Genomic DNA, 18,829 nt, shown 5'->3' on the forward strand with positions numbered 1-18,829 from the left:
TAGGGGTTATTAATTGATAAAAATGATATGCGACAATCACATCCATATCGGAGCGTTTTTTATTGAATAGGAATTTCAATAAAAAATAGATCTCCACAAACTTATGGAGACCTATTTGACTTTTTAAACTGTATTTATGATGTATTATTGGGAATTCTTCTTGAAATCCGATAGTCTCCTTCCTATTGAATCAGAAATCCAGCTCTTTTTTTCTAAAGAGCATATATGCCAGAATAATCGAAATAACACAGATTTTTGCAACGTGCCAAAGGAGTGTAAATATTGCTGTTCCACCGGTTAGAAGCAGATCTACTTTGGCACATGCAAGGGCATGTGAAAAAACGTGCCTGTCTATATGCCAGAATTTTATCACCGGAATCATATTCAGACCGCTCAGCAGTGTATCTCCCGCAAAAAGAAGAAATGCATCCACCAAAGTTGCATAGGCAACGTTCTTACTCCAGAAAAGAATAATCATGGATATGGTTGCATAACCCAGGATAAGAAAAGCATTGGTCAATATCGTACTGTACAAAAAGCTGCTCTCTGACATGTTCATGTCTGCGCCCATTACCAGACCTGTTAATGTGATAAAAAGGGTATAGATTCCATAAGAAATAAAGGTGATGATCACGCAGTTAATGAACTTGGCGACAAGGAGCCTTTTTCTTGATATTCCTCTTCCAATAAGGCACTGCATGGAATTAGACGAAAACTCATCGGCGTAGACGCTCACATAAATAGCAATCCCTATAAAAAGATTCATTGTATTTATAGCAGTTCCCTGATTAGAAGCGAAATCAAGTCCGCTTACAGTCCCGCCTCTTTTTGCCCCCAAAGACCAGAAAAATGAAATTACCAGACATATTGCAAGCACAATCCAATATGACGGCTTTCTCAGGATTCTTTTTACATCTGCAAAAATTAGATTTTTCAAAAATCAAACTCCTTTCTCCGGAAGAAATAGGTAGTGATCGCCAGTGCAGCCAAGAGATAGCAGGCTGCCGGAAGAATCTGCCACGGGAAAGCTTCCATCTCTATTCCGGTATATGCCCAGTCCAAAAGGCCATCAAAGGTATAGTCATATAATGACAGTGAAGAAAAAAACTCTATCAGGTTAAACACAAGTCTAAACACAACCGTAAATGCCACACATGCGACTATCCCCAGAACCGTGGAGCCCGAAATATACATAATCATAGCTGAAAAGACAATGTAGCCAAAATGTCTAAGCCACCTCAATATGATAAAAACAACAAGGTTTGTCTGTTGCTGCGAGCTTAATATAATTGCTGATTCTCCGTTTATTACTGCAAGGATTGCCACAATGATGACCAGGTACACGCAAAGAAGAACAATTGCCGCATCAAGAAGCTTGGCAACTATGAGCTTATCCCTTGTTATGCCATGACCAAGTACAGCCTGCATGGACTTTGAGGACAGCTCATGGGCAAAAACAGCATAGAAAGTGGGAAAAACTATAAAAAGAGCTATAGGTGCCCCGTTAAGCGACTTCTGCACACCTCTTACCAGTCCAATTGAGCCATCATTTACAACGCCTTCAAGCACCGTATATGAAATATAGATCAGCGCCAGCAAAAGCCCTATATAAATAAGCCCAACCCGAAAGATACGCTTCAAATCCGCTCTTAACAAATTTCTCATTCTGCAGATCCTCCAATGAGTTCAAAGTAATAATCTTCCAGAGTTACTTTTTCTTTTCCTTCTTTAAGAATATCAATACCATTCTCTGCCAGAATACTTTTGGCTCTTTCTAAATTACCGGCTGAGACTGTAAGTTCAACTTCGGGACGTTTAGCAGAAAGATCATCCTGTGTGATTTCTTTTGCTATAACACCTTCATGTACTATACCGAAACGGTCAGCAGTATTTTCCAGCTCTCCCAGAATATGGCTTGAAACTATGACTGTCATGCCAAACTCATCTCTGAATCGCCTTATCATATGACGAATATCTGCTATTCCCTGAGGATCAAGACCGTTGGTCGGCTCATCCAGAATGAGAATATCCGGATTACCCAGGATTGCATTGCCTATTCCAAGACGCTGTTTCATTCCAAGGGAATAGCCCTTAGCTTTCTGCTTTTCCTTACCGTCTGTAAGACCAACAACCTTTAGAACCCGGTCCACTTCCTCTTTTAATGCTTTCCCCTTAAGTCCCTTGGCTGCTGCGTAGTATTCGAGGTTTGCCCTGCCGGAAAGATAACCATAAAAATTGGATCCGACAAAGAAGCCTACCTTTGATCTGTTTGCAAACAGCTCTTTTCTATTCTGAGAACCGGCTATGGAAACATTACCTGAAGTGTATTCCGACAGACCTAAGATCATCTTAAAAATTGTGGTTTTACCTGCACCGTTCTTTCCTACCAGTCCGTAGATATCTCCCTTATTCACCTGCATGGTGACACCTTTAAGTACGTCATGTTTACCATAGCTTTTTATTATGTTATCAAGCCTTATTGCTGCATTTGAAGTCTCTGATCCCATAGTATGTCTCCTTCCTGAACAGATATCACCAGACATTGACTCTTTTTTCCGGACTCAGGTACATTCCGTCTCCCGACTTTATATCATAGGTTTCTATGAATTCATCAAATTGCTGAAGAACAATATTTATCCTGTGGAACGGAAGCGGATGCATGTCGCTTTTCATTGTATCAAGTTCATTTTCCTCAGTTGTCTGCTCTGCATACTGCCTTGCAAAAGCTCTGAAAAACTCATCATAATCAAAATCAGGCATTTCCCTTACCGCATAAAGTACTGATTTGACTCCTCCCATATCAGCAATAGCCTCATCTTTTACGGCATTTCCATTTACCTTCTGCTGTCCCGGAATCGGCCTTGCCAGTGAGAAGTATCCTGCCAGTTTTGATGCCTTTTCATCCATCTTTGACCTGTCCTGCGCTGTCATCCAGTCGATGGAGTTTTTATTATCATCAAACTGGCGCCCATACAGATCAAACTTTGTTCCATTTGAATCAAATCCATGGGTTATCTCATGGCCAATCGTAGTTCCTACGATACCTGCAAACTGCTCAAGTGATGCGTCTTCTCCGAAAGAAGCATCACACATAGCCAGATATCCCGCCATTATATAGATGCCATTCTCGTTACTATAGTACACACAGTTGACTTCAGTAGTAGTTCTGGAAACATCATAAATATCCCATTTAAATCTGTCCCAATTTGGGTCGGCGCTTTTGACTGCCATGTGAGTCTCAAGCACCCGTCTGCCCTCAGCAGCAGCATCTACAAGATTTCCTCCTTCTTCGTAGGACTTTATGTCTGCAGCCGAATAATCAGCAATATTATCCGGCCTTATGAGGTGCACTGCCATATTTTGCAGCTTTCCCCCTGCAGCGGTCCTCGTTTCTTCTGACATCCATTCTTCTTCATCAAGTATTTGTGCATACGCATTTATAAGTGCATTTGTAAATTCATTTATCTGAGCTGTCTTTTTGTCATCTGTATAATATTTTTCCAGATACAAAGTATCCAGCAATGGTAAATAACCACAGATTTTAATGTCATTTCTAAAAAGGACACTATTCTGCCCATCTGATATTCCCTCATAGTTCGCACCGCCGCTCATATACAGCCTGACCATCTTTTCATATGATTCGCGGTCGAGAAGATATTTAACTGAATCAATAGTTTGCATCATGAGGAATGACTTGATATCTTCAAGGTTCTTTTCGGTATAAATCTTATATAAAGACTTCAGATAGGAATAATCCACATAAAAACTGTCGCATTCCAAATAGCCTCTGCTGTCCAATATCTGTGAGAGCGGGTAATTCCCTTGTAATGCATTAAGCCCTTTCCTGTCGGTCTGAGCCTGGGAAAACATCTCCCCAACATTGAAGTTATCGATATTACTGTTTCTTGCAATAAAAGTTTCTATCCTGTAATTTCCTTTCAGGATAGCCTTGATCTCTTTTTCTGAAAAACCGAGTCTTCCAAAGAAATAGAAGGCCACATCATCTGTTTTTTCTTTAGATGCCAGTGTGTTGCTTGTATATTCCAGATATGAAGAAACAGACCCAAGAGAGAGCTTTGGAGCCTGAAGTTTTAACGTGCTCTTGTCCGGGAACTGTATTTGTGTACTCACAGCTTCCGGTATTAACAGCCCCAACCCAAAGGGATTTCTCGTAGTGCTCCCCTGGTACTGCGTAAGTTCACTTATAGAGGATATACTCTGTATATCTGAAATATACTTTTCAAGAGGTTTTACTCCAAGCTTGTTTCGCTCATCCCAATCAGAATGCAGTTTAACCAATGCTTTATATTTTTCTGCATTATCGCCTGTCATAGCCTCATCAGAAGCAATCTCCATATATCTTTCATACATCAGCTTATTTGCATCAAGAAATATACTGGACTCTTCATATGCGGGGTCCAGAACAGCAGATTCAATATAATCTTTATTGGCAGCCGCTGCAAAATCATCCTGAAAACGTATATTATCCTCAGACCTGACTGTGAATACAACGTCAGAATCAACCCATTTTCCTCCCCCGGGAATTCCGGAAGGATCAGAACCAGAGCCTTCCTCATTCGAAAGATTAGATTCAGCCGCGTTCCCGCCTTTTCCACAGCCCGCAGATATGAGCACCAAAGTAGCTGTAAGAATCACAGCTGTAGTTTTTCTGAATACGCTCCATTCTTTGTTTCTCATTAGCTATCCTTTCTCTTATCCGCAGGCATACTATTTAAGCTATACCAATCCTTCAAGACGTTTGCCCAAGCTTAACGACGTAGTTAAATTTCTATCCCTTTGTTTCCCGGTTTATATAAAGCAGAATCCATTGAGGCACTCCTTGATATATATTCGTGTTTCTTAAAATCATTCTATCTGAATCACGATCAATCAATTAAATTACCTGACAGTAATGTTGCGCAAAGTTGCATAAATACTATATTCTAATTATAATTAATTCTATTTCATATAGTCTACTTATAGGAATGAAATTCTCTTTTTTTAATAATGTTTTTATTTTGTATTTCGTTTTGTTTACATCTTCTTTAGAATGTGCCGTGTCTTCGCTAAAATTTCTGCAACGAGGCTTGGGCTGAAGGAAGGCACCGACTACAAAATATACTATTTTGACAACAAGAAACTTGGAACAGCCATTGTCTTTGTAAAAGCTATCAGCACTAAGGGCAAGGCAATAAATCTACAAGCACCACTTTCAAGATTGAACGAAGAGAACCATAAAGATTAATTAAAAAGAGCGGGCTGCAATTTGTATCAAATTGCAGTCCGCTGTTTTTATCAACCAATCTTCTGCGCAACGATGAGATATCTATGAATTGTCCCTTCAACAAATCCATTCTTATCGATCACTTCCTGTATTTCAAGAAGTCTGTCAAAACACCTATCTACAGAGAAGCCCGGAAACTCCCATTCTATGATATGTGCGAACCAGACAAATGCTCCAACATCATAAAAGCGGATTGGTCTGAAGGCCTCCTCTGCTCTGATAACTTTTAATCCTGCCTCCTCAAACTTTTTCTTTTGAATAGATAATTCAAGCTCAGGAAAAGGCTTAGGCACATCCGGAAGCACCATCTTTACAAGGTCCCTGTCATTCTCGCCACCAACCTGCTCTGTAATAAACAGGCCGTTTGGTCTTAGTAATCGTGATGTTTCCTCAGGATCAAAGTCACCATGTCTATTTATAATCATATCAAAAGAGCTGTCTGCAAAAGGAACTTCTGAAGCATCATCACAAGCCTTGAAGTCTATTCCAAGAGGCAACAGTTCTTTCTTGCACAGCTCAACATTTGGTGCGTAACCTTCCGTAGCTGCAGTGTTGCCATAAGGATGTCCAAGAGATAACAGGAACTCCCCACCGCCTGTATCAAAGTCCAAAAGCTTCATGCTATCTACACGGTTCTCATCAATTATCTGCTTGTAGTCCCAAGGAAGATCTTCCTCCTCTTCGTACCTGTCATGAATATGAGAAAAGTCCCAACCATGTATATGAGCTATCTTCTCCTCTGCTTCCCACTCTTTTCTTAATTCTGCTATTCTTTCTGTATTCATATCTGCTCCTTTTCAAATAATTGTTAGTAGTTATTATTTGGTCGGTGCAGTATGTGACAGCAAAACACTTCCATTAACCTCGGTACAACCTGCTGTCAGCATTAAAACTGCACCGAGTAGTTACCTCGTGTTTTCATGATTACCTCCATTGTGACTACAATTTGTTCTGATGTCACAATAATAGATATTATACTAAGTGAAAAAAGGATATGCAATTCTCAATATTTGCTGTCTTATTTCATAAAATCCGACGTATCTAATAGAATAGTTACAGGGCCATCATTAACAGATTCAACTTTCATATCGGCTCCAAATTCTCCGGTTCCTACTTCAAAGCCTCTGTTTCTGCACTCAGAAACCACAAGTTCATATAGTGGCTTAGATATCTCTGGCCTTGCAGCATCTGTAAAACCAGGTCTTCTGGAACTGCAGTCAGCATAAAGAGTAAACTGGCTCACGATAAGGAGCTTCGCCCCTGCATCCTTGGGATTCATGTTCATTTTGCCATTTTCATCCTCAAAAATTCTAAGGCCACAGATTTTGTCGGCAATTTTAATCGCCTGCTCTTTGGTGTCATCCTTGTGAACACCTAAAAGGACAAGAAGTCCCTTATCTATTGAAGAAACTTCTTTTCCATCTATAGTTACTGATGCTGAAAGCACCCTCGCTACTATTGCTCGCATATTTTAATGTCCCTTTCATTTTGTTGTATATTTATTTCCTATAACCCACCTTTCTATTTTATCGTAATACTACAATTTCACAATCAAATTATTTTATGATACCCAATGGTATTTATGACAATTATTATTTCCGGGAATATTTACATTTTAAAAGCGATGTACATTTTCTGCACATCGCTTTTGAGAGAGGGTTATTTTTTTCAGGTTAGTTTTTTACTAATAAACTTACCAAACCTACTACCAACAATATTGGAAGTGCTATATAAATCAATCCGCCGAGTACCATGACTACCAATATGATCGGTAAAAAGATAAGACCAAAACAAATCTTAAGGATGCCCCAGGATGCCCTGAAAGCAAATCCTAGCAGTTTTCCAAAAACCATAAAGAAAAATATAATGAACATAATTGTTAACATGTAACTCACCATCCCTTCTCATAACACATTGTTGTCTGTTGATAAGTCTATTATAGTTTTAGCTGATGTGCAAATATATGCTCTAATCAGGGAATAACACACTGTTATTTTACCAATAATGCGTATATTTATTATTATCACTTTTTAGTGAGTTTCAAAACCTTCAGATAACTAAGTACTGCAAGGATAGCAACCACCATTATCAGTACCAGTGTGATCAGATTCGGATTAACAATAGTTCCAAGCCATACGACAAGTACAATGAGTCCCATGGTTACTAACATATTTGGCAGTAGATAAATTGATACTGCCGAACCCTGTTTGATGACTTCAACTTCATTTTCCCAATCAAGGCGCATATGTCTGATACCGCAAACACAGCCCCATGCAGTTGAAAAAGCACATAAAACAAGTCCGAGTATCAGGTTGAGGATCATGTTCAAAGCAGGTAGATGAGCAGAAATACTAAAGCAAAGCACACCAAAAATCATAAATGGTACTGTTAGATACAAGTTGAATAGCATCTTTCCCTGGTAGATGGTTTTCTTTTCAAGGGGAAGACTTTGCATTATCCAGTAGTTTTTTCCCTCAAGCGAAGGTGAACAGACTGTTGTGGCCATCATTCCGATGAAGAAATAAACCATCAAAGGAATTGCAGGATACACAATTCCATGAGGAATTGGAGCGCCTTTTGTTACAACTCCAACAACTTTATCTAACCCAAGGATCAGGACTGCTATGCCTCCGACTACAGCAAATATCTCTCCAAGAGCAACATTTACAAAGTAAGTAGTAGAACCGGTAAGACGTTTAAGTTCTTTATAAGCAATGGTATTGAGAACACTTCTTTTCTTGAGACCGGCAATCTTGTAGTTCCTTTTTACATCATGACTTTGAAGTGCAGAATTGATCTGTCTGTAATTCTTACCCACAAGAATAAATATAATTTCAAACAAAGCTATTGTTATAACAACTAAAATAGCTCCGTATAAAAGGCCAAGTACATTACCTTGTCCCACCATTGTTATAGCTTTTGCAAACCACTCTGCAGGCAAATAGTATGTCGATATCATATCTGTCAGCTCTGATGCCTTTAAAGCAACCGCTGTTACCTGATCATTTTTGAAGATGGCTTCAATAATGTATTGAAAAGAAAAGCAGATCATCACAAAAATCAGCGTTAATACAATCTGAATCACATTCTTTTTCTTAAAGCCCGCACTGGCTTTGGCAATCAAGAATCCGACAAATGCTGCTATTACCATCGGAATAATAGGAACGAATAGTCCTAAAATCAGCCATAATGGATACACCCAAAATGAGCTTTTGGAAAAAATGCCATATCCAATCATCATTGGAAGAAGAAATCCCATATACCAGGGAAAAGATTTAATGTACATATATAAAAATTTGCAGATTGCTATATCTTTTACCTTAAAGGGAAGCGCCATCAGCATATCATATTCTTTAAAGTTAAGCAGATAGCCATTGGTCTTAAGAAATGTAAAAACAAAAGCAATGGCAGACACGCACAGAGCGCATGCAATAGGAACAGTTTCTATGACTCCTGCTGCATGAAGTCCCATACATGTTGAAAAACTGTAGACAAATAACATGATTTCAAGACATGATATTCCAATAAAACTTGCAATTGCTCTTCCTCTTTTTTTCTTATCCTTACTATATTTTCTTATATTCCAAAGACTGGTAGCCTTTAGAAGTGTCTTTATCAAAACCAGATTCTTACTTCTCATCTTCTACCTCCAGGAAAACTGATTCCAAAGATTGTCCCTGTGTCAACTCTTCCATCGTACCTGTTGTGATGATTTTGCCTTTCTTGATTATTGCAATCTTGTTACATAGCTTCTCAGCAACATCAAGTACGTGAGTGGAAAAGAATACTGCGCTTCCATTTTCGCACATTTCATGCATTATCTGTTTTAATGTAAAGGAAGCTTTGGGGTCAAGTCCTACAAAGGGTTCATCTAAGACCATAAGCTTTGGCTCATGAATCAGTGCCGAAATAATCGCAACCTTCTGCTTCATTCCATGGGAATAAGAGCTTATCAGGTCACCAAGAGCATCTGTGATTTCAAACATATCAGCGTATTTTTGAATAAGACTTTGTCTCTTTTCCACATCAATTTCAAAGACATCTGCGATAAAATTAAGATACTGTATTCCGGTAAGATTTTCGTACAGGTCAGGATTATCCGGAATATATGCTGTCAGTTTCTTACATTCCAGAGGCTCATTTTTTACTGAATGACCATCTATTAATATTTCGCCTTCGTTAAAATCAAGAACTCCAACAATAGCGCGGATTGTAGTAGACTTGCCGGCTCCATTATGTCCGATGAACCCGTAGATATCGCCGCTTTCAACAGTGAGATTGATGTTATCAGCAGCTTTTTTATCACCACCATAAGTTTTTGAATATCCTTTTATATCAAGTACAACGTTTTTCATGTCTGTTCCCTCCTAACATAAGTAGTTGTCTTACAATTTTTAAATAATTTATTATGAAATTTAATTGATATCATTATGATATCACTGTGTACAATTTTGTCAATGCACCATTTTAGCAAAATATAGATATAAAACAGTTAAAATTGAGTTAGAAATATGCTAATTAATTACCGATACAAGCAGGCAGCGAGCAAACAATAACGTATGATATGAATATTCATGCGAAAATGCATATTACTTAAGAATAAATTAGAAGCATTATATTTATTCACCAATTTTGTAAATGATTCATCTATGATTTGTTCAATGTATAGGAAAAACCTATTTCATCAACTATATAATACTATAAATCGATATGTTCTAATCTTAAATAAGTAAAAAAAGCAAATTTCATCCGTGCCTACAGGTTCATTTGAATAGTGCTGTATCTGCAAAAAATGACGTTTTTTAAGCTATAAAAAGCAAGAAATAAGTATAATGTTTGTTTGTTTTTTTATATGATAATAGAGCAAACCGAAAATGAAATATTTAGATAAAAAAGGGAGTCATTATATGAACCTAAAAACAGCTTATGAACCTTACTTTAAAGTCGGTGCAGCCATCTCAAGATGGAATCTGCATACTCCTGCTCATATGAAACTTCTTACATCGCAGTTCAATAGTTTCACATGCGAAAACGATATGAAACCTATGTACTACCTGGATAAGGATGCAAACAAGGCAAATCCTGAAAAGCACAATCTTAATCCGGCGCTTACGTTTGAAAGCGCAATTCCTTATCTGGAATTTGCTAAAGAAAACGGCATAGCTATGCGTGGTCACACTCTTGTGTGGCACAACCAGACACCTAAGTGGTTTTTCTGCGAAAACTACAATGAAATGTTCCCCTATGCTGACAGAGAAACCATGCTTGCAAGGCTTGAGAACTATATCCGCGGTGTGCTCGAATTTGTTCAGACTAATTATCCGGGAATCATATATGCCTGGGATGTTGTTAATGAGATTGTTGATGAAGGTGATTTCAGAAAATCAATCTGGCTACAGACCGTAGGAAAAGACTTTTTCATAAAGGCATTTGAATTTGCAAGAAAATATGCAGCTCCCGGCACTGATCTTTTTTATAATGACTATGAAACTGCAGAAGCCTGGAAAAGAGATTTTATCATAAAAGAAGTTCTTACACCTCTAATTGATAAAAAACTTGTAGATGGCATGGGAATGCAGTCTCATCTTCTGATGGATCATCCCAATCTTGATGATTATAAAAAAGCTGTTGAAATGTATGGCGCTCTTGGAATTAAGCTGAACATTACAGAACTTGATATGCACAATGCAGATCCAAGCGATGAATCAATGCATGAACTGGCGCTTCGATATAAAGAGTTTTTCAAGATATATATTGAGGCCAAAAAATCTGGAAAAGCAAACATTACAAGCGTTACATTCTGGAATCTTTTGGATGAAAACAGCTGGCTTTCCGGCTTTAGGCGCGAGACAAGTTATCCGCTGGTATTTAAAGGAAAATGTGAAGCAAAGGAAGCATATTATGCTGTTCTTGAAGCTGCTACTTCTGCGGATACGATTGACAAATGGGAACCAGATTACAGCGAAGAAGATTTTTTACTTAAAGGAATGCCTATGCCTCAGATTAAAAATTTTCGAGAGAACATCTGGGCAGATGGCGAATATGATTACGCTGCAGCTTACGGATTTGTACCAAATGTTTTTGCATATCTTCATAACGATGATGAGAAACGTGACTGCATGCTGATTGTACCGGGTGGCGGCTATTGCATGTGCTGCTCCCATGAAGGTGAACTTCCTGCAATGGAATTCTTCAACCGCGGAATGAATGTCTTTGTACTTAGTTACACTACAGACATCACTATGTCAGTTCCGCTTATGAAGCAGCCACTTAATGATATTTCCAGAGCTGTAAGATTCATCAGAAAAAATGCTTCAAAATACAATGTTGATGGAAAGAAACTCCTTATCTGTGGTTTCTCTGCAGGCGCGCACGTTTGCGGAAGTCTTGCAGTTCACTTTGGAGATGTTGAAGATAAGAATGCTGAATATAGTTCAGTTTCCAACCGCCCTGATGGCGTTATACTCTCCTATCCTGTAATAACTACAGGCGAGTACGCGCATAGAGATTCATTTAATGCGCTCCTTGGCTATGATCCGTCAGCTGAAGACCTGGAGTATTTTTCTCTTGAAAAACAAGTAACAGAAAATACTCCGCCTTGCTTTATCTGGCAGACTCAGGAAGATGCTCTTGTTCCTGTTGAGAACAGCTATCTTTTTGCAATGGCCCTCAGGAAAAAAAGTGTTCCGTTTGCACATTATGTATTCCCATCGGGATTCCACGGCCTTACTATTGCAAACAGTACATATTTTAGTGGCTGGTCAGGCGGCGATTACTCTATGGAACAGACCATGCGCGCTGCTTTTTCAGTTAAAAACGGTAAAGGAGTAAATGTCTCTGATAAACGAAAAGAAGAACTAATTGAACAGTTTTTCGGTGGAAATGAGCAGCCTGCAATGGGAATCGACATGAGCCTTAAGGAAGATGTTGGACTTTGGGCTGATTTGGCCTGGGCCTGGATGAAAAGGATTTAGAACTTTAATGTTTTAAATTGTTAAAGAAAATTGTTGTTTTTTAGTATTTCCTTGTGTTATTATACTTTAAAGGAAACAAAGGTGTTTCATGTTAAGCATGAAGCACCTTTTTCCTTAAATTTGGAAATTACGCAGGAGGGACTATGGAAAATGTATTAACAACTATCGAAAAAGTAAATGGTGCTGTGAACGGCTTTGTTTGGGGGCTGCCAATGCTGATTCTACTTGTGGGAACCGGAATTGTAATGACGATCCTTACAAAGTTCTTTCAGATTACTCACTTTAAGCACTGGGTCAAACACACTATTGGGGGAATAGTTAAGGATAAACATGTTACAGCTCACACAGATCGTGAGGATACGCAGATTTCACAGTTTCAAAGCCTTTGCACTGCTTTGGCCGCAACAATCGGAACCGGAAATATTGCAGGTGTTGCTGCTGCTATAGTAGTTGGTGGTCCCGGTTCAATATTCTGGATGTGGATTGTTGCATTCTTTGGAATGATGACAAATTTCTCTGAAAATGTACTTGGAATATATTACCGTCGCAGAAATGACAGAAATGAATGGTGCGGTGGCGCAATGTACTATCTTAAGGATGGTCTCGGCTCCAAGAAGGGCTGCAAGCAGATTGGCGCATTTTTGGCAATGATCTTTAGTGTATTTTGCGTACTGGCATCTTTTGGAATCGGAAACATGAGCCAGATCAACTCAATCGCAGTAAACATGCACACTGCATTTGGCCTTCCTACTATAGTGACAGGAATTTTCCTTATGATTCTTGCAGGTCTTGTAATTGTCGGTGGTCTTAAGAGAATCGCTGCTGTAACCGAAAAACTTGTTCCATTCATGGCTGTTATCTATATAATTGGTGCTCTCATTGTATGCTTCTTAAATATTAAGAATTGTGGTGCTGTATTTACAGCTATCTTTAAAGGAGCCTTTGGCGCAAGCGCTGTAGGTGGCGGAATTGTAGGAAGCGGAATCGCTATGGCAATGCAGATGGGAATGAAAAGAGGAGTTTTCTCTAACGAAGCAGGACTTGGCTCATCTGTTATGGTTCATTCAAGTTCAAACGTAAGAGAGCCTGTTAAGCAGGGAATGTGGGGAATCTTCGAAGTATTTGCAGATACTATAATCGTATGTACTATCACTGCTTTTGCAGTTCTTTCAAGTGGAATTGTTGATCTGAACACAGGAAAAGTATTATCTGACCAGGTATCTACAGCCCTTGTTGCTGAAGCTTTTTCAACTGTTTACGGCAAATTTGGCTCAGCTTTCATTGCAATCGCCATTTTATTCTTTGCATTTTCAACAGTTCTTGGCTGGAGCCAGTATGGAAGTAAAGGTTTCGAATATCTCTTTGGAACCAAAAACATGAAGTTCTATCAGGTTATATTTGTTCTATTTATTCTTGTAGGCGCAACTATGGATCTGACACTTGCCTGGGATCTTTCAGATACTTTCAACGGACTTATGGCTATTCCGAACCTTATAGGTGTTATCACACTTAGCGGAACAGTTGTTAAGATCACTAAGAATTACGTCGACAGAATTATTCTTAGAAAAAATGTTAAGCCTATGCTGTCTGCTATCGATGAAATACAGAAAATTCATGAAGAAGAAATTGCCTGATCAAGGTCGATTAAGAAAAAAACACCTTGCCAAGTCGACTTTCATGGTCTATATTACTTGATAAGTTCAAAAAACGCACAAGCTTCAATGAGTCTTGTGCGTTTTTTCTCTTTTATATTCAATTATCTCCACTTATCGATATCATCTTTCTCAATTATTATCATCAAAAGATTATCTTCTCTAAGTTTATGGGAAGGATCTACATAGGACCAGTTACCTCCCTGTCTTTTGATCGCAGCAACGTTCATGTTATATTTTTTTCTTAGATTAAGTTCAATGAGGTCTTTTCCAATCCAGGCTTTCTTGGGCTGCAATTCAATCATACAAAGATTCTCATCGATTTCAAAATAATCTCGAATATACTGCGACGTCAGAATTCTTGCAGAGCGAACACCACCCTCTTCTTCAGGACAAATTATCTTATCAGCGCCAACTCGCTCAAGGATCATCTTCATTCTGTCAGATGAAGCCTTTGCGATAACTACCGGAACCCCCTTCTCTTTTGCAATCGCTACAGAGAGGATGCTTGCAGAAAGATTACCACCCATGCAGGTGATCACTATATCCATATTTTGAAGTCCAAGTGCAGTAACTTCATCTTCATTATCTAGATTGGCACAGACTGCAGATGTAACTTTGGGTGACATATCTCTTACAACCGTTTCATTTTTGTCAGCAACAAGAACATCTTCGCCAAGACTATACAAAGACTCTGCAAGGCTACATCCATATTTTCCTAAACCTAAAACAGCTATTGATTTTTTGATCATTTTTATCATTCCTTCTTATCAGACTTTTTTATCCGACATAAAATATGCCTTCTGAATAGTTTATTTTATTGCTGTCCATCTTATCACGGGAAAAGAATGCCACCATTGAGATGGGACCGATTCTTCCCAGGAACATAGCAATGATTATTATAATACGCCCTGCTATTCCAAGAGTCGATGTTAATCCTCTGGAAAGACCTACTGTTGCGCATGCGCTTACAACTTCAAACAAAGCATCTTCCATTGGTACGGGATTTAGCATTAATAAGAGAATTGTAAGTATAAAAACAGCCACTACTCCAACAAACGTAATGGCTGAAGCTTTTCTCATGGAATCTTCAGATACACGGCGTCCAAAGATAACTTTTTCATTTTGGTGGCTAACATAAGTGCGTAGATTCATTATCAGCAAAAACATAGTCACAGTCTTGATACCACCTGCTGTTCCAATGGGTGAGCCACCTATAAACATAAGCACATAAGCCACCATGCAGGAAGCATATGATAAGTTTTCCTGTGGGTATGAAGCAAAACCTGCAGTACGAAGTGTCACTGATTCAAACAAACTATTTACAAGCTTTTCTCCCAAATTCATATTTCCGATAGTGCCGGAATTATTGAATTCAGTGATTGTAAAAATAATCATTCCACCGAATAGAAGTATAAGAGTAAAACTAAGTACCAGTTTAGTGTGCTCTGAGAACCTATTTATAATCAGAAGAGGCGAAAATCTTTTCTTATATCCTTCTTTTATCTTCTCTACAACATCAAACCATACGACAAATCCAATTCCTCCGGTAATGATAAGGATCATGGTTACTGACATTACAAGAGGATTGTTTCTGTAATCGCCCATGCTGTTTGGACCAATTACATCCATTCCGGCATTGCAAAAAGCTGAAACTGCATTAAAAATCGCGCACCATAGTCCCTTTTTTATTCCAAAAGCCGGGATAAAGTCAATTGCGTATAAAAGTGCGCCTATTCCTTCAACAAGGAAAGTGCCTTTTAAGACTCTAACCAGAAAGGACAGCAATCTTGATTCTGAATTAAGATTAAATGCATCCCTAAGAAGCATTCTGTCTGTTAGAGAAAACTTCTTTCCTATGAGAACCATGAGCATTGATGCAATTGCAATCATGCCAAGTCCGCCTATTTGAACCAGAACAAGAATTATAAGTTGTCCAACAAAGCTCCAATGTGCATAAGTATCAACCACCACAAGGCCTGTAACGCACACGGAAGTCGTTGCTGTAAATAATGCTGTCAAAAAAGATGTCCCTTCACCGCTTGCTGAAGCAACGGGAAGGGTTAATAACAATGCGCCGATAACAATTGTTATCAAAAAACTCAGCGGAATTATCTGCACCGGCGCTAGTTTAATTCCTTTTGTTTTAGCTAAAAAAAACATGTAAACCTCAATCCCTTACCTCGATCCAATCATCATATCTTTCATCATAATAATAAAATTTGTCACTATATTCATCATAGTAGTACATGGTATCAGTCTCATCATCATACAGATAGAGTGTGTCACCTTCATAGAGATACCAGATTTCCTCGTCATAATCGTAGATCCAGTCATCGCAGTACTCACTATTGCCATTGTCATAATCATAGTAGTAATAATTGCTATCATCATAATTATAACTGTATTCACATGAGCCACCATTACTGATGTTACAGCCATAATCATTTTCGTATGAGCCCCAGCCATCCCAACTGTTTTCGAAACCGCCGTAGTCATAATAATTTGAATTACCACTACTTGAGACAAATGCACCAAGCCAGTCAATATACTCTTTATCAAGATTTATGTCTGAATAAACAGATTTAAGCCGGTCATAAAAGTAAGAATCACCATAAGGAAGAGAAACGGCAAGTCCTGTCAGCTCATTTTTATCGGAAGTGTGACCATAATAGGCAACTGCAGCTTTAAGTGCAGACATAAGATTTTTTGCCTCATCACTGCTATTATCAATGCTCTCCATTAGAGCAAGGATATCACTGATATAGTAGTCTTTGAGAGTTACATCGCTGTCATCGAATCCCCAGGAATCCCAAAATCCTTTGTTCCTGCTTCTTTTCTTTGCCCTGTGCATTCTGCTGTAATTCTTGTTTAGAAGCGCAGATTCATTCTTATAGGCATAATTCTTCCATGCTGTAAAAAGATTTTTGGCAGTAGATACATTAAATAATCCCATGCAGGCAGAATCACCTGCAAAACTATTCTCATTATCTTCAATGATATCATCAACGATATATTTACCCAGAAGTGGTGTGGAAATTCCGGTGTTTTTTTCAAAGGCATTCATCCAGCCCTTGTAGTTCCAGCCAAGCCCTGACTCGAAATCCTCTGAAAGAAGCGCATACTTGCAATACGGAGCAAGTGCATAGCAGGTCTCCATACTTGCCATAATACAGCAATCCATTCCGATAATGTCAAAATGTATATCGTTATTCTCAGAAAAAGCCTTGGCCATCTCTGCAATTGTAAGGCTTGAGTCATCACTTTGCCATTCATCATAGCCAAACCCATATACAGGTCCGCCACCGTGATTCCAAAACAGGAAAATATATCGGTCTGCAGGATAATTACTTTTGCAAAAACCAATAAACTCTGACAATGTCTGGGATGCAGTGCAATCTAATTGTCCAAGATTATCCCGCACAAGAGTAAGAACACCGTTCTCAATTTTGTAGGTCTGTGCAGTATTGGACGAAATGCCATAATTCTGCCATTTCTTGGTTCCCATAGTCTGAACTATCACATTTACATTATTACCGATTCCGGATGAAATCATCTCGGAGAGGTCTGTTGTAGCTTCGCCTGCGTTTGTCTCAAGGTCTGATCCATTCATGTAAACCATTATTGTAGCAGATTTGGCATCAGTTCCAACAGAAACGACTTCAACATTCTCTTCCCCTGAAAAAGGACTGTTATCTTTTTTGCTATTTGTAGAATCTACAGTCGCTGCTACAGACTGTTCTACATTGCCTGAAATTTTTTCCTCTTCGTCATCAGGCATTAACATGATAATAATGAATAGCACTCCTAAAATTGCAAGCGCCCCAACTATTATCTTTTTAAATCCGCTTTTTTTCTTCTCTTTGTTATCCATACACTAATTTTTGTTTACTCCCGGAAAAATCTATTTCAAATATTCATCAAGTCTTTTCTTGGTGCTTTCAAAATTTGCTCCTATAAGCTTTTCACCAATAACATGTCCTTCATTATCCACAAAAAGTGAAGAAGGAATAACATCAATATCAGCAATCGCGCTATAAATATCATCACTGATACGAAGATTAATAAATGCAGCGCCTGAATCATTTAGTATTTCATTGGCATCAGAAACATTATTATCAATGCCATCATAAACATCGCATACAATTCCTATCAGATTAACATTGGAAGGAAGTTCATTATATAAGTTTGCATAGTCACCCATTTCTCTGATACAAGGCTGGCAGTAAGTTCCCCAAACATGAATTATTGTAATATCATATTCTGAAAAAATATCCTGAGTAACAGTCTGGTTATCCAAAGATACGGTTTTAAATAACATCTGTTTTCGTGAAAGCTCAGATGCCGGAATATTTACTGCTACTGTATTTCCTAAATTTGAAGATGCTAAAGATGTTTCCGAATTAGAAGATTCGTTATTCACAGTTTGTTCTTCATTTTGCACGTTGTTATTATTAGCAGTTGAATTATTATTTATGACTTCAGTATTATTATCTTCAGGCTTTTCGGAAACTTCAGCAGAAGACGCAACAGTATTAACTTCTACACTCTGTGAGCTGGAAATCTCACCTGCTGCAGATGTTTCATTAGAATTGTCATCTTCGTCATCAGGCCAGAGAAGAAGCACAATAAAAAGAACTCCGAGCGTTGCTAAAGATATTAATAATGTATGCTTAATCTTTTCCCACATATACTTCTCCTCTCAATTCTGCGCACCAATCGAATCCATAGCAGAGCGTTATTTATAGAATAAGTATTTCCTCATATCCCATAAAAAGACCATCAGAACAAATGGGTACAATTCCCAATTGGTCCTGATGGTCTACACCATTTCACATCAGGCACATCATAGTCAGTATAACATTTTTGTCTGCTATCTGCTATTAGTGCCGATGCAAAAATCCTTATTTGGTCAAAAT

General features: G+C 38.4%; 14 protein-coding genes. 2 read left to right on the top strand and 12 right to left on the bottom strand.

What is annotated here, in order from left to right; genetic code table 11:
• Positions 1-190 precede the first annotated feature (190 nt).
• The 8 genes from BM086_RS11600 to BM086_RS11640 all read right to left on the bottom strand — a co-directional run bounded on the left by BM086_RS11600 (position 191) and on the right by BM086_RS11640 (position 9,639).
• Entirely contained in the window at positions 191-937 is a 747-nt protein-coding gene (locus tag BM086_RS11600; protein WP_092326650.1) for an ABC transporter permease, read from the bottom strand.
• Entirely contained in the window at positions 934-1,665 is a 732-nt protein-coding gene (locus tag BM086_RS11605) for a hypothetical protein (protein WP_092326653.1), read from the bottom strand. Before BM086_RS11605 ends, BM086_RS11600 begins: the two co-directional genes overlap by 4 nt.
• Complete coding sequence (locus BM086_RS11610) at positions 1,662-2,507, bottom strand: ABC transporter ATP-binding protein (RefSeq protein WP_175560238.1); 846 nt, start codon at positions 2,505-2,507, stop codon at positions 1,662-1,664. The genes BM086_RS11605 and BM086_RS11610 overlap by 4 nt, the downstream gene beginning before the upstream one ends.
• Before the next feature lie 25 nt (positions 2,508-2,532).
• On the bottom strand, positions 2,533-4,698 hold the full coding sequence (locus BM086_RS11615; protein ID WP_092326659.1) for a M13 family metallopeptidase: 2,166 nt from the start codon (positions 4,696-4,698) through the stop codon (positions 2,533-2,535).
• Between the two features lie 597 nt (positions 4,699-5,295).
• Positions 5,296-6,069 carry a methyltransferase domain-containing protein gene (locus BM086_RS11620; protein WP_092326662.1) on the bottom strand — a complete coding sequence of 258 codons (774 nt, stop codon included), beginning with the start codon at positions 6,067-6,069 and terminating at the stop codon, positions 5,296-5,298.
• Positions 6,070-6,302: 233 nt separating this feature from the next.
• Positions 6,303-6,752, bottom strand: a complete 450-nt coding sequence (dtd, locus tag BM086_RS11625) for a D-aminoacyl-tRNA deacylase (protein ID WP_092326665.1) — start codon at positions 6,750-6,752, stop codon at positions 6,303-6,305.
• 555 nt (positions 6,753-7,307) lie between these two features.
• Positions 7,308-8,924, bottom strand: coding sequence for a putative ABC transporter permease subunit (locus BM086_RS11635; RefSeq protein ID WP_092326668.1), 1,617 nt, complete (start codon positions 8,922-8,924; stop codon positions 7,308-7,310).
• On the bottom strand, positions 8,914-9,639 hold the full coding sequence (locus tag BM086_RS11640; RefSeq protein ID WP_092326670.1) for an ABC transporter ATP-binding protein: 726 nt from the start codon (positions 9,637-9,639) through the stop codon (positions 8,914-8,916). The genes BM086_RS11635 and BM086_RS11640 overlap by 11 nt, the downstream gene beginning before the upstream one ends.
• 552 nt (positions 9,640-10,191) lie before the next feature.
• On the opposite strand from BM086_RS11640, the gene BM086_RS11645 reads away from it, so the two are divergent.
• Together BM086_RS11645 and BM086_RS11650 are read left to right on the top strand one after the other, a co-directional pair.
• On the top strand, positions 10,192-12,258 hold the full coding sequence (locus BM086_RS11645) for an endo-1,4-beta-xylanase (protein ID WP_175560239.1): 2,067 nt from the start codon (positions 10,192-10,194) through the stop codon (positions 12,256-12,258).
• A gap of 143 nt (positions 12,259-12,401) precedes the next feature.
• On the top strand, positions 12,402-13,892 hold the full coding sequence (locus BM086_RS11650) for an alanine/glycine:cation symporter family protein (RefSeq protein ID WP_092326675.1): 1,491 nt from the start codon (positions 12,402-12,404) through the stop codon (positions 13,890-13,892).
• A gap of 122 nt (positions 13,893-14,014) precedes the next feature.
• Here the strand turns inward: BM086_RS11650 and BM086_RS11655 are convergent, their stop codons facing one another.
• The 4 genes from BM086_RS11655 to BM086_RS11670 are packed head-to-tail and all read right to left on the bottom strand — an operon-like array spanning position 14,015 to position 18,600.
• A complete protein-coding gene (locus tag BM086_RS11655) occupies positions 14,015-14,662 on the bottom strand; it encodes a potassium channel family protein (RefSeq protein ID WP_092326678.1) in 648 nt (215 codons plus the stop codon).
• A 28-nt stretch (positions 14,663-14,690) separates the two neighbouring features.
• Complete coding sequence (locus BM086_RS11660) at positions 14,691-16,073, bottom strand: TrkH family potassium uptake protein (protein ID WP_092326681.1); 1,383 nt, start codon at positions 16,071-16,073, stop codon at positions 14,691-14,693.
• A 7-nt stretch (positions 16,074-16,080) separates the two neighbouring features.
• Positions 16,081-17,784, bottom strand: a complete 1,704-nt coding sequence (locus tag BM086_RS11665; RefSeq protein WP_092326684.1) for a clostripain-related cysteine peptidase — start codon at positions 17,782-17,784, stop codon at positions 16,081-16,083.
• Between the two features lie 30 nt (positions 17,785-17,814).
• Entirely contained in the window at positions 17,815-18,600 is a 786-nt protein-coding gene (locus BM086_RS11670; protein ID WP_092326687.1) for a TlpA family protein disulfide reductase, read from the bottom strand.
• Positions 18,601-18,829: the final 229 nt, after the last annotated feature.

This window comes from Butyrivibrio sp. YAB3001, from assembly GCF_900112195.1.
Classification (GTDB): Bacteria; Bacillota; Clostridia; order Lachnospirales; family Lachnospiraceae; genus Butyrivibrio.